The organism is Pantoea sp. NGS-ED-1003 (assembly GCF_000738765.1).
Classification (GTDB): Bacteria; Pseudomonadota; Gammaproteobacteria; order Enterobacterales; family Enterobacteriaceae; genus Pantoea; species Pantoea septica.
In genome coordinates, this window is sequence record NZ_JPQA01000004.1 from 307,295 (window position 1) to 333,748 (window position 26,454).

General features: G+C 59.6%; 24 protein-coding genes and 1 riboswitch. Of the genes, 12 read left to right on the forward strand and 12 right to left on the reverse strand.

The genetic code is table 11. The annotated features are described in order from the left end of the window. Positions 1–6: 6 nt before the first annotated feature. A riboswitch (TPP riboswitch) is annotated at positions 7–103 on the reverse strand. An 82-nt stretch (positions 104–185) separates the two neighbouring features. Both JS46_RS10040 and JS46_RS10045 read left to right on the forward strand, forming a co-directional pair. Then, the gene (locus JS46_RS10040; protein WP_227741490.1) at positions 186–482 is read left to right on the forward strand and encodes a yippee family protein; all 297 of its coding nucleotides are present in this window, start codon (positions 186–188) and stop codon (positions 480–482) included. A 76-nt stretch (positions 483–558) separates the two neighbouring features. After that, complete coding sequence (locus tag JS46_RS10045; RefSeq protein WP_033750753.1) at positions 559–1,518, forward strand: AEC family transporter; 960 nt, start codon at positions 559–561, stop codon at positions 1,516–1,518. A gap of 53 nt (positions 1,519–1,571) precedes the next feature. Here JS46_RS10045 and ahpF read toward each other — a convergent pair whose 3' ends face one another. Continuing rightward, positions 1,572–3,140 carry an alkyl hydroperoxide reductase subunit F gene (gene ahpF / locus JS46_RS10050; protein WP_033750272.1) on the reverse strand — a complete coding sequence of 523 codons (1,569 nt, stop codon included), beginning with the start codon at positions 3,138–3,140 and terminating at the stop codon, positions 1,572–1,574. Between the two features lie 71 nt (positions 3,141–3,211). Beyond that, positions 3,212–3,775 (reverse strand): alkyl hydroperoxide reductase subunit C, encoded by a 564-nt coding sequence (ahpC, locus tag JS46_RS10055; RefSeq protein WP_033750273.1) that lies wholly within the window; start codon positions 3,773–3,775, stop codon positions 3,212–3,214. A 287-nt stretch (positions 3,776–4,062) separates the two neighbouring features. On the opposite strand from ahpC, the gene JS46_RS10060 reads away from it, so the two are divergent. Then, a complete protein-coding gene (locus JS46_RS10060) occupies positions 4,063–4,491 on the forward strand; it encodes a GNAT family N-acetyltransferase (RefSeq protein ID WP_033750275.1) in 429 nt (142 codons plus the stop codon). Between the two features lie 21 nt (positions 4,492–4,512). On the opposite strand, the gene apbC is transcribed toward JS46_RS10060, so the two are convergent. Continuing rightward, positions 4,513–5,625 carry an iron-sulfur cluster carrier protein ApbC gene (apbC, locus tag JS46_RS10065; protein ID WP_033750276.1) on the reverse strand — a complete coding sequence of 371 codons (1,113 nt, stop codon included), beginning with the start codon at positions 5,623–5,625 and terminating at the stop codon, positions 4,513–4,515. Positions 5,626–5,788: 163 nt separating this feature from the next. Here apbC and metG point away from each other — a divergent pair, with 163 nt between their 5' ends. The 6 genes from metG to sanA all read left to right on the forward strand — a co-directional run bounded on the left by metG (position 5,789) and on the right by sanA (position 12,859). Continuing rightward, positions 5,789–7,819 (forward strand): methionine--tRNA ligase, encoded by a 2,031-nt coding sequence (gene metG, locus JS46_RS10070; RefSeq protein ID WP_033750279.1) that lies wholly within the window; start codon positions 5,789–5,791, stop codon positions 7,817–7,819. Between the two features lie 247 nt (positions 7,820–8,066). Next, positions 8,067–8,456: a CidA/LrgA family protein gene (locus JS46_RS10075; RefSeq protein ID WP_033750282.1), complete on the forward strand. Its 390-nt coding sequence runs from the start codon at positions 8,067–8,069 to the stop codon at positions 8,454–8,456. Further along, the gene (locus JS46_RS10080; RefSeq protein WP_033750285.1) at positions 8,449–9,141 is read left to right on the forward strand and encodes a CidB/LrgB family autolysis modulator; all 693 of its coding nucleotides are present in this window, start codon (positions 8,449–8,451) and stop codon (positions 9,139–9,141) included. The genes JS46_RS10075 and JS46_RS10080 overlap by 8 nt, the downstream gene beginning before the upstream one ends. 119 nt (positions 9,142–9,260) lie before the next feature. Beyond that, complete coding sequence (gene cdd, locus JS46_RS10085) at positions 9,261–10,151, forward strand: cytidine deaminase (protein ID WP_033750287.1); 891 nt, start codon at positions 9,261–9,263, stop codon at positions 10,149–10,151. 155 nt (positions 10,152–10,306) lie between these two features. Next, positions 10,307–12,004 carry an NAD-dependent malic enzyme gene (locus JS46_RS10090; RefSeq protein ID WP_033750291.1) on the forward strand — a complete coding sequence of 566 codons (1,698 nt, stop codon included), beginning with the start codon at positions 10,307–10,309 and terminating at the stop codon, positions 12,002–12,004. Positions 12,005–12,139: 135 nt separating this feature from the next. Next, positions 12,140–12,859 (forward strand): outer membrane permeability protein SanA, encoded by a 720-nt coding sequence (gene sanA / locus JS46_RS10095; RefSeq protein WP_033750294.1) that lies wholly within the window; start codon positions 12,140–12,142, stop codon positions 12,857–12,859. A 310-nt stretch (positions 12,860–13,169) separates the two neighbouring features. On the opposite strand, the gene mglC is transcribed toward sanA, so the two are convergent. The 7 genes from mglC to JS46_RS10130 form a co-directional block, all read right to left on the reverse strand. Next, a complete protein-coding gene (gene mglC / locus JS46_RS10100; protein WP_033750298.1) occupies positions 13,170–14,180 on the reverse strand; it encodes a galactose/methyl galactoside ABC transporter permease MglC in 1,011 nt (336 codons plus the stop codon). A gap of 19 nt (positions 14,181–14,199) precedes the next feature. Then, the gene (mglA, locus tag JS46_RS10105; RefSeq protein WP_033750301.1) at positions 14,200–15,720 is read right to left on the reverse strand and encodes a galactose/methyl galactoside ABC transporter ATP-binding protein MglA; all 1,521 of its coding nucleotides are present in this window, start codon (positions 15,718–15,720) and stop codon (positions 14,200–14,202) included. A 69-nt stretch (positions 15,721–15,789) separates the two neighbouring features. Then, positions 15,790–16,785 (reverse strand): galactose/glucose ABC transporter substrate-binding protein MglB, encoded by a 996-nt coding sequence (gene mglB / locus JS46_RS10110; RefSeq protein ID WP_033750304.1) that lies wholly within the window; start codon positions 16,783–16,785, stop codon positions 15,790–15,792. Between the two features lie 314 nt (positions 16,786–17,099). After that, positions 17,100–18,140, reverse strand: a complete 1,041-nt coding sequence (gene galS, locus JS46_RS10115) for an HTH-type transcriptional regulator GalS (RefSeq protein WP_033750307.1) — start codon at positions 18,138–18,140, stop codon at positions 17,100–17,102. A gap of 146 nt (positions 18,141–18,286) precedes the next feature. Beyond that, positions 18,287–19,447: a DUF418 domain-containing protein YeiB gene (gene yeiB / locus JS46_RS10120; RefSeq protein WP_033750310.1), complete on the reverse strand. Its 1,161-nt coding sequence runs from the start codon at positions 19,445–19,447 to the stop codon at positions 18,287–18,289. Between the two features lie 67 nt (positions 19,448–19,514). Next, the gene (gene folE / locus JS46_RS10125; RefSeq protein WP_033750312.1) at positions 19,515–20,180 is read right to left on the reverse strand and encodes a GTP cyclohydrolase I FolE; all 666 of its coding nucleotides are present in this window, start codon (positions 20,178–20,180) and stop codon (positions 19,515–19,517) included. A gap of 122 nt (positions 20,181–20,302) precedes the next feature. Then, a complete protein-coding gene (locus JS46_RS10130; RefSeq protein WP_033750314.1) occupies positions 20,303–21,433 on the reverse strand; it encodes a YbfB/YjiJ family MFS transporter in 1,131 nt (376 codons plus the stop codon). A gap of 104 nt (positions 21,434–21,537) precedes the next feature. Between JS46_RS10130 and JS46_RS10135 the strand changes: the two genes are divergently transcribed. From JS46_RS10135 to fghA, 3 genes are all read left to right on the forward strand, one after another. Continuing rightward, a complete protein-coding gene (locus tag JS46_RS10135) occupies positions 21,538–22,449 on the forward strand; it encodes a LysR family transcriptional regulator (RefSeq protein WP_033750317.1) in 912 nt (303 codons plus the stop codon). A gap of 88 nt (positions 22,450–22,537) precedes the next feature. Further along, complete coding sequence (locus JS46_RS10140; RefSeq protein ID WP_033750320.1) at positions 22,538–23,662, forward strand: S-(hydroxymethyl)glutathione dehydrogenase/class III alcohol dehydrogenase; 1,125 nt, start codon at positions 22,538–22,540, stop codon at positions 23,660–23,662. Positions 23,663–23,674: 12 nt separating this feature from the next. Continuing rightward, positions 23,675–24,517 carry an S-formylglutathione hydrolase gene (fghA, locus tag JS46_RS10145; RefSeq protein ID WP_033750323.1) on the forward strand — a complete coding sequence of 281 codons (843 nt, stop codon included), beginning with the start codon at positions 23,675–23,677 and terminating at the stop codon, positions 24,515–24,517. 31 nt (positions 24,518–24,548) lie between these two features. On the opposite strand, the gene JS46_RS10150 is transcribed toward fghA, so the two are convergent. After that, complete coding sequence (locus tag JS46_RS10150) at positions 24,549–25,337, reverse strand: ABC transporter ATP-binding protein (RefSeq protein ID WP_033750325.1); 789 nt, start codon at positions 25,335–25,337, stop codon at positions 24,549–24,551. Then, complete coding sequence (locus JS46_RS10155; RefSeq protein WP_033750328.1) at positions 25,334–26,392, reverse strand: iron ABC transporter permease; 1,059 nt, start codon at positions 26,390–26,392, stop codon at positions 25,334–25,336. The genes JS46_RS10150 and JS46_RS10155 overlap by 4 nt, the downstream gene beginning before the upstream one ends. Positions 26,393–26,454 lie beyond the last annotated feature (62 nt).

The window sequence follows — 26,454 nt, forward strand, 5'->3', positions numbered from 1 at the left end:
CGAATGCGGTCAGGCATCTGACTTCCCTACGCTGGCATTATCCAGATCAGGTAATACGGGTTTTTCTCAGCCTTCACGCAGAAGGGCACCCCGAGTCGAATGTTACGCCAGCAGCATAGGAGAGGCGGCAAACGAAAGCAATATGCCTACCTCTTAAGAGGTATTACCAGTTAGCACGGTTCAGCATGATCTCGATCAACCAGTGGCGGCCGAAAAACAAGCCTAATGCTCCGGGCCCGCAAACCATGCTGTTTAATCCTGGCTATCCGTTTCAGAGGAACCTGATGAAACTGCTCTCGCTTATCCCGCACTGGCACCACTGGCAGGATGTTGTAATTACTCGTGCCAATGCCATTGCCCCGAATGGCAGAAGCTATTTTTCTACTCATATTACTGCCCGCTGCAGAAGCTGCGACCAGACGCTACATCGCGTCTATTATCGCGATATCAGCGACGCGCAGGCGCGACGCTGGCTGGGCTAGAGTATGCGCTGCCAGGTGACGCTTTTCGCAACATCATGTTAGGCTGATGTTACCTGATGCCGATAACAGACGCGCTATGCCTGGCTTGCTTGATACCCTTACCCATCAGATTTACCTTTCCGCTCCGCTGTTTATTTTGATTTTTCTTGGCTACGCCCTGACGCGCGTTGGCAAATGGCCGCTAACCATCAGCGAAGGCATGAACCGCTTTGTCTTCAACGTCGCCCTGCCCTGCATGCTGTTCCGCGTAATGAGCGACTTCTACAAAAGCCCGCCGGTGGATGTGCGGCTGCTGCTGGCCTTTTTCGGCAGCTGCTTACTGATATTTATCCTCGGCCGCGTCCTGGGCGCGCGGCTGTTTAAGCTCGACGGCGTCGCGGGCACGGTTTTCGCGCTCGGCGGCATCTTCTCCAACAACGTGATGCTCGGCATTCCGGTGGCGACGGTGCTGCTCGGCCCGCAGGCGCTGCCGTCGGTGGCGCTGGTGCTGGTGTTCAACAGTTTGATCCTCTGGACGCTGCTGACGCTCTCGGTGGAGTGGGCGAAACAGGGCAGCTTCTCGCTGAAAGGCATCGGCCATACCCTGCTCAGCGTGGCGAAGAATCCGCTGATTATCGGCATCCTCAGCGGCACCGCCTGGAGCTTTTTAAAACAGCCGCTGCCGACCATCGCCGCCGAACCGCTGCGCATGCTCGGCTCTATCGCCGCGCCGCTTTCGCTGGTAACGCTCGGTATGAGCCTGGCGCACTATCGCGTGCGCGACGGGCTACGCGAAAGCTATACCATCTGTTTGCTTAAGCTGATTTTACAGCCGATGACCATCTGGGCGATCGCCTGGCTGGTGCATCTGCCGCCGCTGGAGAGTCGGGTTGTGGTGCTGCTCGGCTCGATGGCGGTTGGCGTCAACGTCTATCTGATGTCGCAGAAGTTCAACGTGCTGACCGGCCCGGCGGCGGCAAGCATGCTGTTTTCTACGCTATTCGCGGCGGTGACGACACCGGTGTGGATGATGCTGATGTCGTGGGCGGGCTATTAAAAAAAAGCCCCGAGACAGAGGTCCCAGGGCCGTTGCGTGGCTATCGCAAAACGTTATTCAGCCGGTTTGGTGCGGATCAGGTAGTCGAAAGCGCTCAGGGAGGCTTTCGCGCCCTCGCCGCTGGCGATGATGATCTGCTTGTACGGCACCGTGGTGCAGTCGCCCGCCGCGAATACGCCTTTCAGGCTGGTTTCGCATTTCGCGTCGATCAGGATCTCGCCCATTTTATTGCGCTCTACCGCGCCTTCCAGCCAGGTGGTGTTCGGCAGCAGACCGATCTGCACGAAGATACCGCTCAGCGCGATGTCGTGCGCCGTCTGGTTGTTGCGATCGATATAGGCCAGGCCGGTAACTTTGCTGCCGTCGCCTTTCACTTCCGTGGTCTGCGCGTTCAGGATCACGTCAACGTTTTTCAGGCTGCGCAGCTTGTTCTGCAGCACCTGATCGGCGCGCATTTCGCCGGCGAACTCCAGCAGGGTCACGTGTTCGACGATGCCCGCCAGGTCGATAGCCGCTTCAACCCCGGAGTTGCCGCCGCCGATAACCGCGACGCGCTTGCCTTTAAACAGCGGGCCGTCGCAGTGCGGGCAGTAGGTGACGCCTTTGGTGCGATATTGATCTTCGCCTGGCACGCCCATGTTGCGCCAGCGCGCGCCGGTGGCGATGATGATGCTGCGTGATTTCAGCACGGCGCCAGAGGCGGTTTCAATCGCGTGCAGACCGCCCTCTTTCGCCGCCGGGATCAGCTTAATAGCGCTCTGGGTATCGATCACGTCAACGTCATAGTCGTCAACGTGGGCGCGCAGCGAGCCAGCCAGCTTAGCGCCTTCGGTTTTCTGCACGGAGATGTAGTTTTCAATGTCTACGGTGTCGAGCACCTGGCCGCCGAAACGCTCGCCCATCAGGCCGGTGCGGATGCCTTTACGCGCCGAGTAGATCGCCGCCGCCGCGCCCGCCGGGCCGCTGCCGACGATCAGCACTTCATAGGCGTCGCGCTTGTTCAGCTCTTCCGCCGCGCGCTTCTCGGCGTTGGTGTCGACCTTGCCGACGATCTCAGCGAGGCTCATGCGGCCCTGACCGAACTCTTTGCCGTTCAGGTAGACCGCCGGCACGCCCATCACGTTGCGCTCGGTAATTTCATTCTGGAACATGCCGCCGTCAATCGCCGTGTGCGAGACGCGCGGGTTGATAATCGCCATCAGGTTCAGCGCCTGCACGACGTCAGGGCAGTTGTGGCATGACAGCGAATAGTACGTTTCGAAATGCAGGTCGCTATCCAGCGACGCCACCTGGTCAAGCAGGCTCTGCGTCTCTTTCGACGGATGGCCGCCGGTCTGCAGCAGCGCCAGCACCAGAGAGGTAAATTCGTGACCCATCGGCGAACCGGCAAAGCGCGGGCCGCTGTGCGAGCCAGGGTTGGTGATCAGAAAAGAGGGTTTACGCACCGGACGATCGTTCTCTTCGCGGAAGCTGACTTTTTCAGACAGGCTTGCGATATCCGCCAGCAAATCGCGAATTTCCGCTGATTTGGCGCCATCGTCCAGGGTGGCGATCAACTCAACAGGCTTGGTTAATTTCTCAAGGTAGGCCTTGAGCTGGGTTTTTAAATTTGTGTCGAGCATAGTGAGTTCCTGTCAGAAGAAATCGGGTGCCGCAGCACCCGATAGAGAAGATCGAAAAGCCGGTGTGGAAATTAGATTTTGCCGACCAGGTCCAGAGACGGAGCCAGGGTTGCGTCGCCTTCTTTCCATTTAGCCGGGCAAACTTCGCCTGGGTGAGAAGCGACATACTGAGCGGCTTTCACTTTACGCAGCAGGTCAGACGCGTCGCGGCCGATACCTTCAGCAGTGATTTCGATCGCCTGGATGATGCCTTCCGGGTCAACGATGAAAGTACCGCGGTCAGCCAGACCTTCAGCTTCGCGCATGATTTCGAAGTTGCGGGTCAGCGCGCCAGTCGGGTCGCCGATCATGGCGTACTGGATTTTCGCGATGGTTTCAGAAGAACCGTGCCAGGCTTTGTGGGTAAAGTGGGTGTCGGTAGAAACAGAGTAGATATCTACGCCCAGTTTCTGGAATTCTTCGTAGTGATCAGCCACGTCGCCCAGTTCGGTCGGGCAAACGAAGGTGAAGTCAGCCGGATAAAAGAAGAACACACTCCATTTACCTTCAACGTCTTTCTCAGTTACGTCGATGAATTCGCCGTTTTTAAACGCAGCGTTTTTGAACGGTTTGATTTTGGTATTAATGATAGACATCTGAAGTCCTCCGCTAAAAGATGTGATGTACGTTACAAAATTTTCGGGCCAACTTCTAATACGCAGTCGTTATCAATCAGATAAACGAAAGCTATCAAACGCGGCAAGCCGCACCGCTATTGACGCCGCCCCGGCATTCTACACGCAAAGCACCTTGATTTAACGCGGTTTATCTTTTCATCGCAGAACTGCTAGTTTTGTAGAGACGCTTATTGATAACGAGCCAGCGCCCTCTCTCCCGTTTGCGGATATGGCCAGCACTCTGATTGCCGTTAAGGGAGTTTACCGTGCAGATACGTTCTTATACCGAAGCCGATCGTCCGTTCCTGCGCACGCTGTTTCTCGCCGCGCGTCGCCATAACTGGCGCTGGCTCGACGACAGCCACTGGCAGCTGGAAGATTTCGACAGCGTGATCCTGGGCGAAACCGTCTGGGTGGCCGAGCTTAACGGCCATCGCGTCGGTTTTGCCGGCGTGCTGGAAAATGACAACTTCCTTCACAGCCTTTACGTCGATCCCGCTTATCAGGGCCGCGGCGTCGGCGCCGCGCTGCTGGAGAGAGTGCAGGCAAGTTTTACCAGCACCGGCGCGCTGAAGTGCCTGTTGATGAACAAGGCGGCACAGGCGTTCTATTTAAAGCACGGCTGGAAGATTATCGCGCAGGGCGAGAGCGAACAGGGAAAATATCTGCTGATGCACTTTCCGCTGGCGTCCTGAGCCGACGCCAGCGGCGCGCGGTTAAAGCGCGCGGAAGGCGATGTCGCCGGGGATCACTTCGCCCTGCCAGTAGAGGCGCGAGGCGACGCGGCCCGCCAGCTGGCGATAGAGCGCGGTAAATTCGCTCTCCGGTCGGCGGATCACCGTCGGTTCGCCATCATCCAGATCTTCGCGCAGGTTGATATGCAGCGGCAGCTGCGCCAGCAGCTGCGTCTGATAGTCCGCCACCAGCTTTTCCGCTCCGCCGGTGCCGAAGATCGGCTCGTGGAAGCCGCAGTGGCTGCAGATATGCAGGCTCATATTCTCAACCACGCCGAGCACCGGCACGTTGACCTTCTCGAACATCACCATGCCTTTGCGCGCATCGATCAGCGCGATATCCTGCGGCGTGGTGACGACAATCGCGCCGGTCACCGGTACGCTCTGCGCCAGCGTCAGCTGAATGTCGCCGGTGCCTGGCGGCATATCGAGCACCAGATAGTCGAGATCCGGCCACAGCGTTTCGTTAAGCAGCTGCATCAGCGCCTTGCTCGCCATCGGGCCGCGCCACACCATCGCATTATCGTCGGTCACCAGATAGCCGATCGAGTTGGTGGCAAGGCCGTGCGCCATAATCGGCGCCATATGGGTGCCGTCCGGCGAGGTGGGACGCTCATGCTCGGTGCCCAGCATATTGGGCACCGACGGGCCGTAAATATCCGCGTCGAGAATGCCGACGCGCGCCCCTTCCGCCGCCAGCGCCAGCGCCATATTGACGGCGGTGCTCGACTTGCCGACGCCGCCCTTGCCGGAGCTGACGGCGATAATGTTCTTCACGCCGTTTACGCCGGGCTGACCTTTGACGCGCTTCAGGGTGGCGATATCGTGGCGCAGCCGCCAGTCGATCGCCTGGGTGCCGGTCAGGCGCAGCAGCTCGGCGCTGGCCTGCGCCTTCAGCTCTTCAAACGCGCTCGCCCAGGCGAAGGGCATGCAGAGTTCGATATGCAGCTTGCCGTCCAGCAGCGCCACATGATGCAGCGCTTTCAGCGCGGTGAGGTTGCGATCGAGGGTCGGATGCCGGAAGCCGCTTAACACGCCCATAACCACGGCGCGCAAGGCTTCAGGTGAATGTGATGTCCGGGATTGTGCTGTCATCCCCACTCCTTGTTATTTTTTCTGTCGCTGGGTTCAGCGGTAACACAACAATGATATCAGATGTCGGCGCGGTCGACGCCAGACCGCCCTTGTGTTTACGCCCGCCAGGGCATGAGTTACCATCTAAGCCCGTTTTTTCAATCAACAGAAAGCTACGCAAACTATGACTCAAGTCGCTAAAAAAATAATGGTAACGTGCGCCCTGCCGTACGCGAACGGATCGATCCATCTCGGCCACATGCTCGAGCATATCCAGGCAGACATTTGGGTGCGTTACCAGCGAATGCGTGGCAATCAGGTCTATTTCATCTGCGCCGACGACGCGCACGGTACGCCGATCATGCTGAAAGCGCAGCAGTTAGGCATCTCGCCGGAGCAGATGATCGCCGAAATGAGTCAGGAACATCAGGTCGATTTCGCCGGCTTCAACATCAGCTACGACAACTATCACTCGACGCACAGCGACGAGAACCGCGTGCTGTCGGAGCTGATTTACACCCGACTGAAAGAGAACGGTTTTATTAAAAACCGCACTATCTCTCAGCTCTACGATCCGGAAAAAGGCATGTTCCTGCCGGACCGTTTCGTCAAGGGCACCTGCCCGAAATGCAAATCGCCGGATCAGTACGGCGACAACTGCGAAGTGTGCGGCGCGACCTACAGCCCGACCGAGCTGATCGAGCCGAAGTCGGTGGTCTCCGGCGCGACGCCGGTGATGCGCGACTCAGAGCATTTCTTCTTCGATCTGCCGTCGTTCAGCGCCATGCTGCAGGCCTGGACGCGCTCCGGCGCGCTGCAGGAGCAGGTGGCGAACAAGATGCAGGAGTGGTTCGAGTCTGGGCTGCAGCAGTGGGATATCTCACGCGACGCGCCCTATTTCGGCTTTGAGATCCCCGACGCGCCGGGCAAATATTTTTACGTCTGGCTCGACGCGCCGATCGGCTATATGGGCGCGTTTAAAAATCTGTGCGACAAGCGCGGCGATATCGATTTCGACGAGTTCTGGAAGAAAGATTCCACCACCGAGCTCTATCACTTTATCGGCAAGGATATCGTTTACTTCCACAGCCTGTTCTGGCCGGCGATGCTGGAAGGCAGCCAGTTCCGCAAGCCTAACAATCTGTTCGTGCACGGCTATGTGACGGTAAACGGCGCCAAGATGTCTAAGTCGCGCGGCACCTTTATTAAGGCGAGCACCTGGCTGCAGCATCTGGACGCCGACAGCCTACGCTACTACTACGCCGCCAAGCTCTCTTCGCGCATCGACGATATCGATTTGAATCTGGAAGATTTCGTGCAGCGCGTGAACGCCGATATCGTCAACAAGGTGGTGAATCTGGCGTCGCGCAACGCCGGCTTCCTGACCAAACGCTTTAACGGTCAGCTTTCGGCCGAACTGGCGGATCCGGCGCTCTACCAGACCTTTGTCGACGCCTCAGAGAAGATTGGCGAAGCCTGGGCGAGCCGCGAGTACAGCCGCGCCATTCGCGAAATCATGGCGCTGGCCGATCTGGCTAACCGCTATGTGGACGAGCAGGCGCCGTGGGTGGTGGCGAAGGAAGAGGGCCGCGACGCCGATCTGCAGGCGATCTGCTCAATGGGCATCAACCTGTTCCGCGTGCTGATGACCTGGCTGAAGCCGGTGCTGCCGAGCCTGAGCGAGCGCGCCGAGGCGTTCCTTAACAGCGAACTGAAGTGGGATACCATTGCTCAGCCGCTGCTCAATCATCAGGTGGCGCCGTTTAAAGCGCTCTATGGACGTATTGAAATGACGAAAGTTAACGCGCTGATTGAAGCGTCGAAAGAAGATGCCGCCGCGGCCAGCCAGCCGGCGACCGGCCCGCTGGCGGATGCGCCGATTGGCGATACCATTACCATTGACGATTTCGCCAAAGTCGATATGCGTGTAGCGCTGATCGAACACGCCGAGCTGGTGGAAGGCTCCGATAAGCTGCTGCGTCTGCAGCTCGATCTGGGCGGCGAGAAGCGCCAGATCTTCTCCGGCATCCGCGCGGCCTATCCGGATCCGTCGGTGCTGATCGGCAAAATGACGATTATTGTCGCCAACCTCGCGCCGCGTAAGATGCGTTTCGGCGTGTCGGAAGGCATGGTGCTGTCAGCGGGTCCGGGCGGCAAAGATCTGTTTGTGCTCTCCGTCGACAGCGGCGCGCAGCCGGGCATGCCGGTTAAGTAAGGGGACTGGCTGTCGATTTGGCAGCCACGCTCAATGCCTCAGAGCGGGTGGCCTGGACCGAAGAGCAAAGCGTCCCGCGACAAGGATGTCGCGAGCCGAGCTGGCAGGGATGCCGCCTTTTGCGTCTTTGCGATCGGGCCAGGCCACCCGCGACGGGCACGTAGTTAAAGCCCCAGGGCGACAGCAATGTCGCCCTTTTTTATCCCATGTCGCGTATGATGTTGTGCAGTGAAAACAGGAGCCTGCTATGCCCACCGTGCTGTCTCTGTGCTGGCGCTACGTGCGCGCCTTCGTTATCATCTATCTCTGCCTCTATGCGGGCAACGCCCTCTCCTTGCTGCTGCCTATCACCATTCCCGGCAGCATCCTCGGCATGCTGACGCTGTTCGCCCTGCTGGCGACGCAAATCCTCCCGGTGGAATGGGTAAAACCCGGCTGCCACCTGTTGATCCGCTATATGGCGCTGCTGTTTGTGCCCATCAGCGTCGGCATCATCAACTACACCGACGTGCTCAGCGCACAGTTCGGTCCGATCGTGGTCTCCATCGTGATCAGCACCTTTCTGGTGTTGACGATTGTCGGCTGGAGCGCCCATAAAATTCATACGCGCAGCGTACGGGAGAAGCCCAGTGAGTGACATCTGGTGGTCGCTGCCGCTCAGCGTTGGCGCCTTTATGCTGGCGCGTCGCCTGGCGGCAAAGCTGAAAATCTCGCTGCTCAATCCGCTGCTGGTAGCGATGGCGATCATTATTCCACTGCTGCTGGTGCTGCAAATCCCCTACGCGCGCTATTTCGCCGGCAGCAAGATCCTCAATCAGCTGCTGCAGCCGGCGGTGGTCGCGCTGGCGCTGCCGCTCTACGAGCAGATGCATCAAATCCGCGCGCGCTGGAAATCGCTGATCGGCGTCTGCTTTATCGGCAGCGTGACCGCGATGGTCTCCGGCACCGCTATCGCGCTGTGGATGGGCGCGACGCCGGAAATCGCCGCTACCATTCTGCCGAAATCGGTGACCACGCCCATTGCGATGGCGGTCTCCGCCTCGCTGCACGGCATCCCCGCTATCAGCGCCATCTGCGTGCTGATCGCCGGCGTGCTCGGCGCGGTCTTCGGCCATATGGTGCTGAACCTGCTGGGGATAAAAACCCGTGCGGCGCGCGGACTGGCGATAGGCAACGCGTCGCACGCGCTCGGCACGGCGCGCGCGGCGGAGGTGGATTACCAGGAAGGCGCGTTCAGCTCGCTGGCGCTGGTGCTGTGCGGCATCATCACCTCGCTGCTGGCGCCCTTTATTTTTCCGCTGCTGCTGCACGCGTTCGGGTAAAACTTTGCGATAGATCTCGCAAAGTTGAAACGATGCAAATCTGTTGCATTGTCAGAGCGATACAGATCACATATAACCCCTCTGGCGGCAATGGGCCGCCCTATATTAACGAGGCTATCATGCATCCACGTTTCACCTCCGCCTTCGACGCGCTGCCCGCTGCTCTGCAAAGCGCGCTGCGTCCGATTCTTGACGACGCGCAGTTTCAGGCGGCGCTGACGCCGGAGCAGGTCGCATCGCTGATGCAGCAGACCCAGCTGGATGCCGATGCGCTGGCGCTGTCGCTGCTGCCGCTGGCGGCGGCCTGCGCGGTCGCGCCGGTCTCGCGCTTCAACGTCGGCGCCGTGGCGCGCGGCGTCAGCGGGTGCTGGTATTTCGGCGCCAATATGGAGTTTGCGGGCGTGGCGATGCAGCAAACGGTCCATGCCGAGCAGAGCGCTATCGCGCACGCCTGGCTGCGCGGCGAGCAGCGCCTTGAGGCGGTCACGGTCAACTACACGCCGTGCGGCCACTGTCGCCAGTTTATGAACGAACTCAACAGCGGCACCGATCTGCGCATCAGCCTGCCCGGCCGCGGCGTCAGCACCCTGGCGGACTACCTGCCGGACGCCTTCGGCCCGCGCGATCTGAACATCACTACCCTGCTGCTGGATAAAGTGGATCACGGCTATCAGGGGGAAGGCGACGCGCTCGCCCAGGCGGCCATCGCCGCCGCCAACCAGAGCCATGCGCCTTACAGCGGCTCGCACAGCGGCATTGCGCTGCGCACCGCGAGCGGCGCGACAGTCACCGGACGCTACGCCGAGAACGCCGCTTTCAACCCGAGCCTGCCGCCGCTGCAGGCCGCGCTGATCCTGCTTAATATGCAGGGCGAAGCCTGCGAAAACATCGAGGCCGCCGCGCTGGCCGAAGTGGAAAACGCCACGCTGAATCAGTTCGCTGCGACGCAGGCGACCCTGGCCGCGCTGGGATGCGAACAGCTGACGCGCGTCACGCTGCGCCAGGGCTGAGGCACAGAACACGCTTTCCAACACTTACGATATCTTTTATTTACAAAAGCTGTACATCGGCGAGAAATTTCATAGGATCGTGCGCCAGCAACACAAAAAAAGAACGACTGGCGTCTGAGCTTTGCCAGACAACACCGCAACCGGAGCATCAATTCATGGAACATGAGTACGAAAGTAAGCGTCCGCTGTACATCCCCTACGCTGGCCCAATCCTGCTGGAATTTCCCCTGCTGAATAAAGGCAGCGCCTTCTCGCTGGAAGAGCGCAACGAATTTAACCTCAACGGCCTGCTGCCTGAAGCGGTCGAGAGTATTGAAGAGCAGGTAGAGCGCGCCTGGCGTCAGTTCCAGGACTTTAAAAACAATAACGATAAGCACGTCTACCTGCGTAACATTCAGGACACCAACGAAACCCTTTTCTATCGCCTGCTCGACAACCATCTCGAAGAGATGATGCCGATTATCTATACCCCGACCGTCGGCGCGGCCTGCGAACACTTCTCCGAGATCTACCGCCGCGCGCGCGGCGTCTTTATCTCCTATCCCAACCGCGATCGCATTGAAGATATGCTGCAAAACGCCACCAAGCAGAACGTGAAGGTGATTGTGGTCACCGACGGCGAGCGCATTCTCGGCCTCGGCGATTTGGGCATCGGCGGCATGGGCATTCCTATCGGCAAGCTGTCGCTCTATACCGCCTGCGGCGGCATTTCGCCGGCCTATACGCTGCCGGTAGTGCTGGACGCCGGTACCAACAATCAGCAGCTGCTTAACGATCCGCTCTATATGGGCTGGCGTCATCCGCGCATCACCGGCGAAGAGTACGACGCCTTCGTTAACGACTTTATCCAGGCGGTAAAACGCCGCTGGCCGAACGTGCTGCTACAGTTTGAAGACTTCGCGCAGAAAAACGCCATGCCGCTGCTGCAGCGCTATCGCGACGAGATCTGCTGCTTCAACGACGATATTCAGGGCACCGCCGCCGTGACCGTCGGCACGCTGATCGCCGCCAGCCGCGCCGCAGGCAGCCGCCTGTGCGAGCAGAAAGTGGTGTTCCTCGGCGCAGGCTCCGCCGGATGCGGCATCGCCGAGCAAATCATCGCGCAGATGAAATCGGAAGGCCTGAGCGACGAAGAGGCGCGCGCCCGCGTGCTGATGGTTGACCGCTTCGGCCTGCTGACCGACAAGCTGCCGAACCTGCTCGATTTCCAGAGCAAGCTGGTGCAGAAGAGCGAGAACCTGAAAGAGTGGGATACCGCCAGCGATTCCATCTCGCTGCTGGACGTAGTGCGCAATGCCCGTCCCGATATTCTGATCGGCGTCTCCGGCCAGCCGGGCCTGTTTACCGAAGAGATTATTCGCGAGATGCATAAGCACTGCGCGCGTCCTATCGTAATGCCGCTGTCGAACCCGACATCGCGCGTAGAGGCGACGCCGGCGGATATTATCGCGTGGACCGACGGCGCGGCGCTGGTCGCGACCGGCAGCCCCTTCTCGCCGGTGAGCTGGAAAGGCAAAATCTACCCGATCGCGCAGTGCAACAACTCCTATATTTTCCCGGGTATTGGTCTGGGCGTGATTGCCGCCGGCGCGACGCGCGTCACCGACTCGATGCTGATGACGGCAAGCCGCGCGCTGGCCGACTGTTCGCCGCTGGTGAACGAAGGCGAAGGTCCGGTGCTGCCGGAGATCAAAGATATTCAGGGCGTGTCGAAAATTATCGCCATGGAAGTGGGCAAAGCCGCGCAGCTGGCGGGCGTCGCGGTGGTCACGTCGGAAGATGTGCTGTCGCAAGCGGTCGCCAGCAATTTCTGGCTGCCGCAGTATCGTCACTATCGTCGTACCTCGATCTGACAACCGGTCGCCGGGCCGTTTCAGGCCCGGCTGCCGCGCAAAAATCCATCAGCCAACCGGCGGCGCCTTGCTTCGTAACCGGTCCTCAAGTAGCCTTGATGCACCGATTTTTCCTGACCCCGAGCGCTCACGCGTATGTTGAAACGCGTTTTTATTGGTCTCTTATTCATCATCTTACTGGTGGTGGCGACCGCGCTCGGCCTGGATCGCTGGATCAGCTGGAAAACCGCGCCCTATATTTATGAAGATGTCGCCTCGCTGCCGCATCGTCAGGTTGGCGTGGTGCTGGGCACCGCAAAGTATTACCGCACCGGCGTCTATAATCAGTACTACCTTTATCGCATTCAGGGCGCGCTGAACGCCTATAACAGCGGCAAGGTCAATTATCTGCTGCTGAGCGGCGACAACGCCATGAGCAGCTATAACGAGCCCATGACCATGCGCCGCGATCTGATCAAAGCCGGCGTCGATCCGCAGGATATCGTGCTGGACTACGCCGGTTTCCGCACTCTCGACTCTATCGTGCGCACGCGCAAGGTATTCGACACCAACGACTTTATTATCATTACCCAGCGCTTTCACTGCGAGCGCGCGCTGTTTATCGCCCTGCATATGGGGATTCAGGCGCAGTGCTATGCGGTACCGTCGCCGAAGAATATGCTTAGCGTCCGCTTCCGCGAGGTGGGCGCGCGCCTCGGCGCGCTGGCCGATCTCTACGTGATGAAGCGTGAGCCGCGTTTCCTCGGCCCGCTGGTGCCGATCCCGGCGGTGCATGAGGTGCCGGAAGATGCGCAGAGCTATCCGGCAGTAACGCCGGAGCAGCTGCTGGAAAGCGAGCAGAAAGCGCGGAAATAGAAAGAGCTCCTTGCCGTTTCATTCAGGCGGCTCAAAAGCCGGCCAGGTGGGCGACAGGGGCTGTGGAGCAAAGCGTCCCGCGCCAGGGACAAAAACGCCGGGAGCGTTTTTGAACAACGCCCCGTGTTGGCCCGGTACGGGCGCACCTCAGGGACGAGGTGCGTGTCCGCGCGGGCCGAGCGAGCAGGGATGCCTTGAGCGACTTTGCGGAACAGCCCCTGTCGCCCGCGCCGCTTCTGACACATACAAAGGGCACCCGCAAACAAAAAGAGCGACCTGCAGGTCGCTCTTTTTCAACATACTTTTGCTCTTACTTCTTACGCGAATACTTCAGCGAATCCAGCGCCACGGCGAAGATAATAATGCCGCCCTTGATAATGTACTGCCAGTAAGGGTTCACGCCGATATAGGTCAGACCGTAGTTGATCACGGTAAAGATGAGCACGCCGGTCACCACGCCCGCAACCGTTCCTACGCCGCCGGCAAAAGAAACGCCGCCTACCACGCACGCCGCGATGGCGTCCAGCTCATACATAAAGCCGAGGTTGTTGGTGGCGCTGCCGATACGACCCGCTTCCAGCATGCCGCCGAAGGCGTAAAACACGCCGGAAAGCGCATAGATCAAAATCAGGTTCAGGTTGACGTTAACGCCAGACACTTTCGCCGCTTCCGGGTTGCCGCCGATAGCAAAAATATTCTTGCCAAAGCGAGTCTTGTTCCACAGGATCCAGATGAAAATGATGGCGGCAATCGCGTAGAAGGTAATGTAAGAGAGCTTGAAGTCGCCAAAGCGCAGGAAGCCCTGAGCGAACTTCGAGAAGCCGCTGTCAAACCCGGCAATCGGCGACGCACCGACGAAATCGTAATAGAGCGAGTTGATGCCGTAGACGATAATCATGGTGCCGAGCGTAGTAATAAACGGCGTCACCTTAAGGTAGGCGATAATCAGGCCGTTCACCAGGCCAATCAGGCCGCCGATCACGCACACCACCAGAATTACCACCGGAATCGGCACGGTATCCAGCGTCGGAAACACCTTATTGGCGTTATCCATCGCCTGCAGCAGCGTCGCCGCCACCACCGCCGCCAGACCCACCTGACGACCGGCCGACAGGTCGGTGCCCTGCGTAACAATCAGTCCCGCCACGCCCAGCGCGATAATAATACGCACCGAGGATTGGGTCAGAATATTACTCAGGTTCATCAGGCTTAAAAATGTCGGATCCTGGAAAATAATAATAGCCAGCAAAACCAGCAGAACGACATAAATGCCGCCCTCTTTCAGCCAGGTTAGCGCATTCTTTTTAGTAGTCGCTTTCATGTTAACAGCCCTTGCTTCATTAAAGGTGTAATGACGCTAAACGCAATATTTCGTTCTGCGTGGTTGTCTTGGTATCTACAATGCCCGCTACCTGACCGTTGCTCATCACCAGAATACGATCGGTAATGCCCAACAGTTCCGGCATTTCGGAAGAGATAATAATGATGCCCTTCTCTTTCTTCGCCAGTTCGGCAATCAGCTGGTAAATTTCGAACTTCGCGCCGACGTCAATGCCGCGCGTCGGTTCGTCGAGCATCAATATTTCAGGCTGAGTCAGTAACCAGCGGCCGATAATCACCTTTTGCTGGTTGCCGCCCGAAAGCGATCCAATTTGCGTATGGTGGCCCGGCGTTTTTACGCGCATAGCGTCGATAACCCACTGGGTATCGCTTTTCATCCGCTTGTTATCGAGCAGCCCGATATTGTTTTTATACTTCTTGATATTGGAGATTAACGAGTTAAACCCGATATCGAGAAAGGCATAAATACCGGTCGAGCGGCGCTCTTCCGTCACCAGCGCGAAACCGTGGTTAATCGCTTCGTTGGCGCTGTGGTTATTAATCGGCTTGCCGTGCAGCTTAATGGTGCCGCTTACCTTCTCGCGGATCCCAAACAGGGTTTCGACGATATCGGTACGCTTGGCGCCCACCAGCCCGGCGATGCCCAGAATCTCCCCTTTGCGCAAATCGAACGACACGTCGCGAATCGACGGCTGACGCAGCGACGTTAAATGGCGCACCTCAAGGATGGTTTCGCCCGGCACGTTGCTTTTGTCAGGAAAGCGCTGGTTCAGGGAGCGGCCGACCATCATGGAGATGATCTTATCCATATCCAGCCCTTCCAGCGGCTGGGTGGCGATCCACTGACCGTCGCGCAGAATAGTGATCTCGTCGCACAGCTGGAAAATCTCTTCCATCTTGTGCGAGATATAAACAATGCCGCAGCCGCGATCTTTCAGCTTGCGAATAATGGTGAACAGATGGTTCACCTCTTTCTCGGTCAGCGAAGAGGTCGGCTCGTCCATGATGACGATTTTGGCGTCATAGGAGAACGCCTTGGCGATTTCGATCATCTGCATCTGCGAAACCGAGAGCGTCGCCACTTTGTCGCGCGGATCGATATCGATATCCAGCTCGTCGAATATCGCTTTGGTATCGCGATACATTTTGTCCTGATCGACGAACGGCCCTTTTTGCGGATAGCGGCCCAGCCACATATTGTCCATAACGGTGCGCTGTAAAACCAGGTTCAGCTCCTGATGCACCATCGAAACGCCGTTTTCCAGCGCCTCTTTCGAACTTTTAAAATCGATTTCCTCACCCTGAAACAGGATGCTCCCCGTATCTTTTTTATAAATACCAAACAGGCATTTCAATAATGTCGATTTACCGGCGCCGTTTTCACCCATCAATGCATGAACGGAGTGAGGCCGCACTTTTAAATTCACATTATCTAAGGCTTTAACCCCTGGAAATGATTTAGAGACGTTCGTCATTTCCAGCAGATATTCACGCTGCGCGGTCGGATTATCACTGGCCATAATTTACCTGGCTAAAAAAAGCGTTGGTCACGTGAAAACAGGGCGCGGCTCAGCCGCGCCCGGACAGGATTACTTCTGGAACTGAGACAGGTTCTCTTTATCGACCGGCACGTAAGGCACGCGAACGATCTTATCGGTGATCTTATAGCTGGTGCCTTCGGTCGCGGCTTTGCCGTCCGCCAGGTTTTTCGCCATATCCAGCGTCGCTTTCGCCTGGTTTTCCGCATCGTTCAGCACGGTACCCGCCAGCGCGCCTGACTTAACCAGCGCCAGGGCTTCCGGCAGCGCATCGACGCCGAACACCGGAATCGAGGTCTTGTTATGCGCTTTCAGCGCTTCAACCGCGCCCATCGCCATGGCGTCGTTGTTGGCGATCACCACTTCGATTTTGTTGGCGTTCGGGCCGGAGAGCCACGCATCCATCTTGTCTTTCGCCTGCGCGGTATCCCACATCGCGGTATCCATCGCCAGCTGCTGGGTCTTGATGCCGTCCTGATTCAGGGTATCGATAACGTATTTGGTGCGCGCTTCGGCATCCGGATGGCCCGGCTCGCCTTTCAGCAGCACGAACTGAATCTGACCATCTTTGTTCAGGTCCCAGTTCGGCGAGGCTTTCCAGTGCTTCTCAATCAGTTTGCCCTGAATAATGCCGGACTCTTTAGAGTCGGTGCCGACATAGTAAGCTTTGTCGTAGCTGGCCAGCACTTTCGCGTTCGGCTCTTTGTTGAAGAACACTACCGGCACGTCGTTGCCGCGCGCTTTATCGATCACCACGGCCGCTGCGGCCGGATCCACCAGGTTAATCGCCAGCGCCTTCACGCCTTTCGCCATCAGCACGTCGATCTGGTCGTTCTGTTTGGACTGGTCGTTCTGCGAGTCATTCATCAGCAGCTGTACGCCGCCGAGGTTTTTAGCCTCTTTCTCGATGTCCTTACGAACCATCGACATAAAGTTATCGTCATACTTGTAGATGGTCACGCCGATACGCGTGTCCGCTGCGTGTGCCGTTGCGCCGAACATCATGCTGGCAACCAAAGCTGTGAGCGTGAAAACCTTCTTATTCATGGTATCTCCGGTTTTTTGCAGGGTAGTACTGGCTCAGACGCGTCAGGCGCGCATGAGCTTTCGGTAAAATAAGATTCGGCGAGTCGCAAAGAGGCGAGTGAGATCGCGCTGCCCCGCTGAATCGCCGTCCAGAAACCTGACTTCCATGTGCGACAACGCATCCTGAAGATGTGATGAACCTTTTCAACGGGTTGCTGAAACCACGCCTGCTGCGGTTAGTGCGGCGTTACATAATGTTTCAGTCCGGTAAGACGCTGCCATCATAGTGAGCGGCATGTTAATTAACTGTGAATACAATCACAGATTGAAAACGGTTACATGGCGCTATCGCCTGAATTAGTGACCGACTCCACATTTTGCCGCTGCGCCACGGAATGACGACGCACCAGCGTCGGCATAAAGATGTGCTGCGCGCTGACGTCCAGCTGGCCCGCCGCGCCGCTCAGCGCCAGCTCGGTGGCGAGTTTAGCCATAGAAACAATGGGATAGCGCACCGTAGTGAGTTGAGGATCGGTGTAACGCGACATCGGAATATCATCGAAGCCGATGACAGAGAAATGCTGCGGCACCTGAATGCCATTATCTTTCAGCGCGGTAAGCGCGCCGGCCGCCATGCCGTCGTTGTAGGCGAAAATAGCGCTGAGATGCACGTTGCGACCCAGCAGTTCCACCATCGCCGCCTCGCCGCCCTGCATATCAGGCTCGGCGCTGGCGATCCAGCTCTCCTGCGGACGAATCCCCTGCTCCGCCAGCGCCTGCTCCCAGCCTTCGCGCCGCTGCTGCACATCTTCGATGTCATGGCTGGAGCAGAGATAGCCGATGCGGCCGTGTCCCTGCTGCAGCAGCATGCGGGTCGCCATCAGCGCGCCCGCCACGTTATCCAGGCTGACGCAGCGATGAGCGAAGCCCGGCACGATGCGGTTGACCATCACCATGCCCGGCACCTGCTGCATAAACGAGGCGAGCTCTTCGTCTGAAAGCGTTTTCGCGTGCACCACCAGCGCATTGCAGCGCTGGCGGATCAGCACCTCAATCGCATGGCGCTCTTTATCTTCCTGATGCCAGGAGTTGCTGATCAGCACATGTTTGTGCAGGCGCTGCGCCACGGTATCCACCGCTTTCACCAGCGCGCCGAAGAAGGGATCGGAGACGTCCATCACCACGACGCCGATGGTGTCGCTGATCTGCGTTGCCAGCGCCTGCGCGTTGGCGTTGGGCCGGTAGCCCAGCGAATCCACCGCCTGCAGCACCGCGTCGCGCGTCTCCGCGGTAACGGCGCTGCTGTTATTCAGCACGCGTGAGACGGTCGCCACCGACACGCCAGCCAGACGGGCAACATCACGAATCGTTATCATGCAGCTGTTCCACAGAGGAAAAAAAGGCATCACGCCAGGAAGTAATCCGGCGCTATTCTGGCAGGCGCGGCGAGGCAGCAGCGTGAATCACGTCACACTCATGAAAACGGTTACATACAATTATGTAACCTTTGTGATGAACATCATTATCTGAATGAGGAGCAATGCGGCGTTTTGCCTGCCGCCAGCCGCGTCAGGCGACGCCATAGCCATTCAAGCGGGCCCTGAGGGAAAAAGCGCAGCCAGATCACCGAGAAGAGAATATTGACCAGCCAGACAGCCGGCACAAACGCCAGCAGCTGCAGGCGATCGAAACGCATAAAGAGATCGAAGCGGTAGAACAGCGTGGTGCAGATCAGCGTTTGCAGCAGATAGTTGCTCAGCGCCATGCGGCCGACGCACTGAATCGCCGAAGTGAGGCGCCAGCGCGCCAGCTGCGGCCAGTAGCCGAGGATCAGCGCGGCATAGCCGAGACTGATAAAGGGGCTGGCGAGATCGCGCGGCACCTGCAGGTAGAAGCCGCTCCAGCGAAACGACCAGTGCAGCATCCACTGCGACGCCACCCCAGACAGGGCGATGACATAGCCGACGGCCAGCAGAAGCGCAGCGCAGCGCCGGTAGTGGCGCAGGCTAAACTCGCCGGTCAGCCAGCCGCAGCGCAGCAGCGCGGCGCCCATCATCATCAGCCCGGCCAGCTGCCAGCCATACTGCGCCGCCAGCGCCATCAGGCTGGAGGAGAGATGGTCGAGGCGGTTCTGCACCGCTTCCCAGCCGCCGGCCAGTTTCCAGAAGCGCTCATACTCCAGGTCGGCCGCGCCGGGCAGCCACGAGCGGCTCGGTTCGGGATCGGAGATGGAGCCGAAGATCAGCAGCACGCCGCAGCCCACCAGGTAGAGCAGCGCGCCGGTATGAAACAGGCTGCGCGTCGAAGGCACGTCGCGCAGCATACGCCAGACGATAAGGCCGATAATGGCGTAATCGAGCAGGATATCCCCTTCCCACATCGCCACGGCGTGAAACAGGCCGATAAGCGCCAGCAGCGTCAGGCGCGCCGACAGCCAGCGGCTGCCGCGCGGCAGCTGAAGCTGCAGGCCCGCGCCAAACAGCAGCGCGAACAGGGTGAGGAATTTCAGCTGCGCCAGGATGTCGAGTACTGCCCAGGTCCAGACCTCGTCGGTTGCGGGATCGCCGCGCCAGGCGGGATTAAGATAGGCGGCGGAAGGTAAGGCGAAGCCGACGATATTGAGCAACAAAATGCCGAGGATGGCGCAGCCGCGAATGAAATCCAGCGCATGATAACGTTGCATAGCGATCCCTGTTGGCGTGAAGCACCGCCGCCTGATAGCAGGCGGCGGCTAAGGCGGCGGGTAACCTTTAAATATGACGCACCGCGCGCAGGAACTCCTGACGGGTATTCTGGCTCGACTTAAACAGGCCGCCCAGCGAGGTGGTGGTGGTGGCGCTGGTGGCGTCTTTCACCCCGCGCGCTTTCACGCAGTAGTGCACCGCATCGATAGAGACCGCGACGTTGTTGGTGCCGAGCAGCGTTTGCAGCGCTACCAGCACCTGCTGCGTCAGACGCTCCTGCACCTGCGGGCGCTGGGCGAAGAACTGCACGATGCGGTTGATCTTCGACAGGCCGATCACCTTCTCTTTTGGAATATAGGCCACGGTCGCTTTGCCGTCGATAATCACGAAGTGGTGCTCGCAGGTGCTGGTCAGGGTGATATCGCGCACCGTCACCATCTCATCCACTTTCATCTTGTTTTCGATGACGGTGATCTTGGGGAAGTTAGCGTAATCCAGACCGGAAAAGACCTCATCCACATACATTTTGGCGATGCGATGCGGCGTCTCCATCAGGCTGTCATCCTCAAGATCCAGATTCAGCAGCTGCATGACCTCGGTCATGTGGCCGGCGATCAGGCGCTTACGGGTTTCATCATCCATTTCACGCGTCGGCGCGCGTAACGGCGTTTCCAGGCCTCGCGCCAGCAGCGCTTCGTGGACCAGGATAGCTTCCTGACTAAGGGTGCTCATCGTACTCATCTCCGCAGGTGTAACGCCCGCCGGAGAGACCGGCGGGTTCAATTCTGAGCGCGTATTGTGAAGCTTTCCGCTGGGGTAATCCAGTAATCAATCCAATCGGCGATGAAAGCTTTTCACGACGATCGTCGCCATACCAGCAGTCCGGCCGCCGCCAGTCCCAGTCCGGCAATCCACAGCGCCGGCTCCAGCCGATGCAGCAGCGCGGTCGAGAGCGACGACAGCACCGGCCCCACCAGCTGCCCGACGGCGTAGCCGGTGGTCAGCAGCCCCGCCATATAGCGCGTGTGCTGCGGCGCCAGCTCGCGCGCATAGGCCAGCGCCAGCTGCACCACGCAGAGGAAGCCGCCGCCCACCAGCAGCGCGCCGAGCAGCAGGCCGCTAAAGCCGGGCAGCGCCGCCGCCGCCGCAACGCCCAGCGCCTGCGCCCAGAGCACGAAAGCGAGCCGCCGGTTATTGCTGGCGAGGCCGCGCGTCGCAATCCCTAGCGCGATGCCGACTATCGCCGCGCCGCCGAAAATCGGCCAGACGAACTGGGCGAAAGCGCCGTCGGGAAAGCGCGCCGCCGCCATCTGCGACAGAAAGGTGGCGGGCAGGATATAGCCGAAGCCCGCCAGGCTGTAGCTCAGCACCAGCCGCCGCAGATCAGCGGTCAGCACCAGCGGATCCGGCGTCTGATCGGGACGATGCAGCTCGCCGACGCGGCGCGGCAAATTGCGCGCGATAGCGGCGATAATCAGCAGCGCCAGCAGGCCGTAGGCAGCCCACGCCAGCGAAGCGGACGCCTGCGACGCATGCAGCTGCACCGCCAGCAGGCCGCTGATGAAAATGCCCGCGCCCGGCCCGGCGAACACCGCCGCCGACAGGCTGGGCCGACCGTAGTGATGCAGCTGCTCGCTGCTCCAGGCCGCCACCAGCACCAGCGCCACGCCGCTCGCCCAGCCGATTAAAAAGCGCACCGCGCCGTGCAGCCAGGGGCCGCTGACGCAGGCGGAGAGCAGCGTCAGGATCACCGCGCCCCAGACGCCCAGCTGCAGGCGCAGCTCGACGCGCCGTCGCGCGCGCATCGCGTCAAAAGATCCGCACAGATAGCCGAGATAGTTGAGCGCCGCCACCAGACTGGCGCTGGTCAGCGTCAGCTGGCCGTCGTGGATCATTAGCGGCACCTGCGGCGTAAAGGCGAAACGTCCGATGCCCATCACCACCACCAGCGCCAGAAAGGCGCTGAGCGCCACGCGAAAAGCCATATCCCTACTCCTGGGTTTTATTAGTGCTTGCTTATAACATGCCAGCTTATTAAACTCACGAAAACTGAATAATTCACATCAAGTTGTTTACGGGAAGAGAATATATGGATCTTGTCCAGCTACGCATGTTCTGTTCCGTGGCCGAAACCGGTTCGCTGGCGCGTGCCGCGGAACAACTCCATCGCGTTCCATCCAACCTCACCACGCGGCTGCGCCAGCTGGAAGAGGAGATGGGCGTCGATCTGTTTATACGCGAGAAACAGCGCATTCGTCTGTCGCCGATGGGCCACAACTTCCTTAATTATGCGCAGCGCATCCTGGCGCTGAGCGACGAGGCGCTGAGCATGGCGCGCGCGGGCGAACCGGCCGGCAACTTCGCGCTCGGCTCGATGGAGAGCACCGCGGCGACGCGTCTGCCCGGCCTGCTGGCGGCCTATCATCAGCGCTTCCCGAAGGTAGCGCTGTCGCTGATCACCAGCACATCCGGCGAGATTATCGACAAGGTGCGTGAAGGCACGCTGGCCGCCGCGCTGGTTGACGGCCCCGCGCCTTATGACGATCTCAACGGCTGCATCGCCTTTCGCGAAACCCTGACGCTGATCACCAGCCTGGATCATGCGCCGGTGGAGAGCGCGCGCGACGCGCAAAACGACACCCTGTTCGCGTTTCGCAACAGCTGCTCCTATCGCGTGAAGCTGGAAGCCTGGTATCGCGACAGCGGCGTCGCCCCTGGCAGCGTAATGGAGATCCAGTCCTACCACGCGATGATGGCCTGCGTGGCGGGCGGCGCAGGCGTGGCGATGATCCCCGAATCGGTGCTGAAGCAGATGCCTGAGCGCGCCCGCGTGCAGGCGCATCAGCTGCCGGCGGCGTATCGCGACACCGCCACCTGGCTAATGTGGCGTCGCGACGCCTTTACCCCCAACGTCGAAGCGCTGAAATATTTGATTATTGATATGTTCGACGACCGGCCGCAGGACGACCAGCTGCTGCATCCGCTGCAGCTGGCAGAGTAATTGCCGATTACGCGCTATTTTTATTGATATCACGACTCACGGACGCGTCCAGACCGGCGCGTCCCTATCTGACCGCAAGAGGGATTGCATGAACATGATTAAAACCCGCGCCGCCGTTGCCTGGGCTGCTGGCGAACCGCTGAAAATCGAAGAAGTGGATTTGATGCCGCCGCAGAAAGGCGAAGTGCTGGTGCGCATCGTTGCTACCGGCGTATGCCATACCGATGCCTATACCCTGTCGGGCAAAGATCCGGAAGGCGTATTCCCGGCCATCCTCGGTCATGAAGGCGGCGGCGTGGTAGAAGCGGTCGGCGAAGGCGTGACCAGCGTTGAAGTCGGCGATCACGTGATCCCGCTGTACACCCCAGAGTGCGGCAAGTGCAAATTCTGCCTGTCGGGCAAAACCAACCTCTGCCAGGCGATCCGCGCCACCCAGGGCAAAGGCCTGATGCCAGATGGCACCACGCGTTTCTTTAAAGACGGCAAGCCGATTTTCCATTACATGGGCACCTCAACCTTCTCCGAGTACACCGTGGTGCCGGAAATTTCGCTGGCGAAAATCAGCAAAGAGGCGCCGCTGGAAGAAGTTTGTCTGCTGGGCTGCGGCGTGACCACCGGCATGGGCGCGGTAATGAATACCGCCAAAGTGAAAGAAGGCGATACCGTGGCGATTTTCGGCCTCGGCGGCATCGGACTGTCGGCGATTATCGGCGCGAAGATGGCAAAAGCGGGACGCATCATTGCTATCGACATCAACACCAGCAAATTCGACCTGGCGCGCAAGCTGGGCGCTACCGACCTGGTGAACCCGAAAGATCATGAGAAGCCGATTCAGGAAGTCATCGTCGAGATGACCGACGGCGGCGTCGATTTCTCCTTTGAGTGCATCGGCAACGTCAACGTGATGCGTTCCGCGCTGGAATGCTGTCATAAAGGCTGGGGCGAATCGGTGATTATCGGCGTGGCTGGCGCGGGCGAAGAGATCTCAACCCGTCCGTTCCAGCTGGTGACCGGTCGCGTCTGGCGCGGTTCCGCCTTCGGCGGCGTGAAGGGCCGCTCGCAGCTGCCGGGTATCGTACAGGATTATCTGGACGGCAAATTCGCCCTGAATGACTTTATTACCCACACCATGCCGCTGGAAGAGATCAACGACGCCTTCGATCTGATGCATGAAGGGAAATCGATCCGTTCGGTGGTGCACTTTAACAAGTAATCGGGAGGCGATATGGCATCCACGCTGGAACTGCTGGAAGAACACCGGATGTTCGGCGGCTGGCAGCAACGCTGGCGGCATCAGTCAGTCGCGCTTAACTGCCCGATGACCTTCAGCATTTTTTTGCCCAGTCCGAAAGGCGACACGCCGCCGCCTGCGGTGTGGTTTCTGGCAGGCCTGACCTGCACGGATGAGAACTTCAGCACCAAAGCCGGCGCGCAGCGCGTCGCGGCGGAGCTGGGCCTGGTGCTGATTATGCCGGACACCAGCCCGCGCGGCGAGGCGGTCGCCAACGACGAGGCGTACGATCTCGGCCAGGGCGCGGGGTTTTACCTTAACGCGACCCAGGCGCCCTGGTCGGCGCACTTTCGCATGTTCGACTACCTGAGTCAGGAGCTGCCGGCGCTGGTCGCCGACAACTTCAACATCAGCGAGCGGCAGTCGATTATGGGGCATTCGATGGGCGGCCACGGCGCGCTGATGCTGGCGCTGCGTCTCGGCAACCGCTTTGCGTCGGCGTCGGCCTTTGCGCCTATCGTCAATCCGGGCGAGGTGCCCTGGGGGCAGAAAGCGTTCAGCACCTATCTGGGCGAGGATCGCGCGGCCTGGCGCGAATACGACAGCTGCGCGCTGATGCGCGAGGTGCAGTCGCGCTTGCCGATCCTGATCGATCAGGGCGACAGCGATCAGTTCCTGGCGGATCAGCTGCAGCCGGAGCGGCTGGATGTGGTGGCGAAAGAGGTTGGGTTTCCGCTGACGCTGCGCGTGCAGCCGGGCTATGACCACAGCTACTACTTTATTGCGACCTTCGTCGAGGATCATCTGCGCTTCCATGCGCAGCACTTGCTGGTGTAGGTCGTTCAGGGCCGCGATGCGGCCCTTTTTCTTAAACCAGTTCCGCGCCGACCAGCCCGTCGATCATCACCTGCGGCATTCCCTGCGAACAGTGTTCGATACGCCCTTTCACGCCGTACACCTGCGCCAGCGTCTCCGGCGTAATCACCTGCTCCGGCACGCCGTCCGCTATCAATGCACCTTCTTTCAGCATCAGCGCATGGTGCGCATGCCGTAAGGCGATATTGATATCGTGCACCACCACCACGGTGACGATATTGCGCTGAGCGGTTTCGCGCCGCACCAGATCCATCACGTGAAACTGATAGTTCAGGTCCAGCGCGCTCAGCGGCTCATCCAGCAGCAGCAGCTCCGGGCGACGGATCAGCGACTGCGCCAGACCGACCAGCTGTTTCTGCCCGCCTGAAAGCTGATCGAGATAGCGCATCGCCAGATGCGAAATGCCGAGCTGCTCCAGCAGATACATCACTTCCGCTTCGCTGGCGGCGTTATGCAAACCGCCGGAGGCGCGCTGCGCCACGATAATCGACTCCAGCACGTGCAGATGCACGCCCGCCGGCAGCGTCTGCGGCAGATAAACCACGCGCTGGGCGCGGCGCGCGAACGGCTGCTGCATCAGCTCTTCGCCGTTCAGCCACAGCTCGCCCTGCCCTTTGTTCAGCCCGGCCAGCGCGCGCAGCAGCGTCGACTTGCCGCAGCCGTTCGGCCCCAGCAGCACGGTGATCTGGCCGCGCGGCAGCAGCCCCACGCTGAGATCCTCAATGACCTTGCGTTTGGGATAGCCCGCGGTGAAATGTTTTAACGTCAGACCCTGAGTCATACATTCCCCCGATGGCGCAGAATAATACTCAGGAAGAACGGCACGCCGACCAGCGAGGTGACGATGCCAACCGGAATAATCACGCCGGGAATAAGGTTCTTGGAGGCGACCGACGCCATCGAGAGCACCAGGGCGCCTGTCAGGGCGCTGGCGGGCAGATAGTAGCGGTGATCTTCGCCGAAGATCATGCGGGCGATATGCGGCGCTACCAGCCCGATAAAGCCGATCGGCCCGACAAAGGCGACCGCCAGCGCGGAGAGAATACTGATGCGCAGCAGCGTCGCCAGGCGCAGGCGGCGCACGTCGATGCCGAAGCTGACGGCGCGATCTTCGCCGAGGCGCAGCGCGGTCAGCTTCCAGCTGCTGAGCAGCGAGAACGGCAGCAGCAGCGCGAAGGCCGCGCTCAGCACGCCGAGCTTCTCCCAGGAGGCGCGCGCCAGGCTGCCCATGGTCCAGAACACCAGCCCCTGCAGGGTATCTTCGCTGGCGATAAACTGCATCATCGACACCAGCGCGTTAAAGGTGAACACCAGCGCGATGCCGAACAGCACCACGCCCGAGGTGGAGACTCGCGTCCAGCGCGTGACGCCGTCGAGCATCAGCGCGGCGAACAGCGCGAACACAAAGGCGTTGGCAGAGATCAGCCACTGATCCGGCACGCCGGGAATGCCGATGCCGAGAATAATCGCCAGCGCCGCGCCGAACGCCGCCGCCGAAGAGACGCCGAGGGTAAAGGGACTGGCCAGCGGGTTATTGAGGATGGTTTGCATCTCGGCGCCCGCCAGTCCGAGGCAAAAGCCGACCACGACCGCCATCAGCGCGTAGGGCAAACGAATATCCCAGACGATGACGCGCGTGCCGGCGTCAACCGTGGCGGGATGGAGCAGCGATTGCCAGAGAGTCGGCAGCGAGAGGCCGGCCGGGCCAAGGGTAAAGTCCAGCACCAGCGAGGCGATAATCGCCAGCACCAGCACGGCGATCATCAGCATGCGGCGGCGCAATACCTGATGATAGCGGCCCATAGCGCCCTGCGCGGGCAGAGTTGAGTCCGTCATAAAAAGCCTGTTTTAAGGGTTCGGTCGAAAACGCTGCCACAATAGAGCAGATGATAATAATT

What these genes read in the sequence shown, in the direction of transcription:
- JS46_RS10040 (WP_227741490.1), top strand. Translation starts at nt 186, where the DNA reads ATGATCTCGATCAACCAGTGGCGGCCGAAAAACAAGCCTAATGCTCCG.
- JS46_RS10045 (WP_033750753.1), top strand. Translation starts at nt 559, where the DNA reads ATGCCTGGCTTGCTTGATACCCTTACCCATCAGATTTACCTTTCCGCT.
- ahpF (WP_033750272.1), bottom strand. Translation starts at nt 3,140, where the DNA reads ATGCTCGACACAAATTTAAAAACCCAGCTCAAGGCCTACCTTGAGAAA.
- ahpC (WP_033750273.1), bottom strand. Translation starts at nt 3,775, where the DNA reads ATGTCTATCATTAATACCAAAATCAAACCGTTCAAAAACGCTGCGTTT.
- apbC (WP_033750276.1), bottom strand. Translation starts at nt 5,625, where the DNA reads ATGACAGCACAATCCCGGACATCACATTCACCTGAAGCCTTGCGCGCC.
- metG (WP_033750279.1), top strand. Translation starts at nt 5,789, where the DNA reads ATGACTCAAGTCGCTAAAAAAATAATGGTAACGTGCGCCCTGCCGTAC.
- JS46_RS10075 (WP_033750282.1), top strand. Translation starts at nt 8,067, where the DNA reads ATGCCCACCGTGCTGTCTCTGTGCTGGCGCTACGTGCGCGCCTTCGTT.
- cdd (WP_033750287.1), top strand. Translation starts at nt 9,261, where the DNA reads ATGCATCCACGTTTCACCTCCGCCTTCGACGCGCTGCCCGCTGCTCTG.
- JS46_RS10090 (WP_033750291.1), top strand. Translation starts at nt 10,307, where the DNA reads ATGGAACATGAGTACGAAAGTAAGCGTCCGCTGTACATCCCCTACGCT.
- sanA (WP_033750294.1), top strand. Translation starts at nt 12,140, where the DNA reads ATGTTGAAACGCGTTTTTATTGGTCTCTTATTCATCATCTTACTGGTG.
- mglC (WP_033750298.1), bottom strand. Translation starts at nt 14,180, where the DNA reads ATGAAAGCGACTACTAAAAAGAATGCGCTAACCTGGCTGAAAGAGGGC.
- mglA (WP_033750301.1), bottom strand. Translation starts at nt 15,720, where the DNA reads ATGGCCAGTGATAATCCGACCGCGCAGCGTGAATATCTGCTGGAAATG.
- mglB (WP_033750304.1), bottom strand. Translation starts at nt 16,785, where the DNA reads ATGAATAAGAAGGTTTTCACGCTCACAGCTTTGGTTGCCAGCATGATG.
- galS (WP_033750307.1), bottom strand. Translation starts at nt 18,140, where the DNA reads ATGATAACGATTCGTGATGTTGCCCGTCTGGCTGGCGTGTCGGTGGCG.
- yeiB (WP_033750310.1), bottom strand. Translation starts at nt 19,447, where the DNA reads ATGCAACGTTATCATGCGCTGGATTTCATTCGCGGCTGCGCCATCCTC.
- folE (WP_033750312.1), bottom strand. Translation starts at nt 20,180, where the DNA reads ATGAGCACCCTTAGTCAGGAAGCTATCCTGGTCCACGAAGCGCTGCTG.
- JS46_RS10130 (WP_033750314.1), bottom strand. Translation starts at nt 21,433, where the DNA reads ATGGCTTTTCGCGTGGCGCTCAGCGCCTTTCTGGCGCTGGTGGTGGTG.
- JS46_RS10135 (WP_033750317.1), top strand. Translation starts at nt 21,538, where the DNA reads ATGGATCTTGTCCAGCTACGCATGTTCTGTTCCGTGGCCGAAACCGGT.
- JS46_RS10140 (WP_033750320.1), top strand. Translation starts at nt 22,538, where the DNA reads ATGAACATGATTAAAACCCGCGCCGCCGTTGCCTGGGCTGCTGGCGAA.
- fghA (WP_033750323.1), top strand. Translation starts at nt 23,675, where the DNA reads ATGGCATCCACGCTGGAACTGCTGGAAGAACACCGGATGTTCGGCGGC.
- JS46_RS10150 (WP_033750325.1), bottom strand. Translation starts at nt 25,337, where the DNA reads ATGACTCAGGGTCTGACGTTAAAACATTTCACCGCGGGCTATCCCAAA.
- JS46_RS10155 (WP_033750328.1), bottom strand. Translation starts at nt 26,392, where the DNA reads ATGACGGACTCAACTCTGCCCGCGCAGGGCGCTATGGGCCGCTATCAT.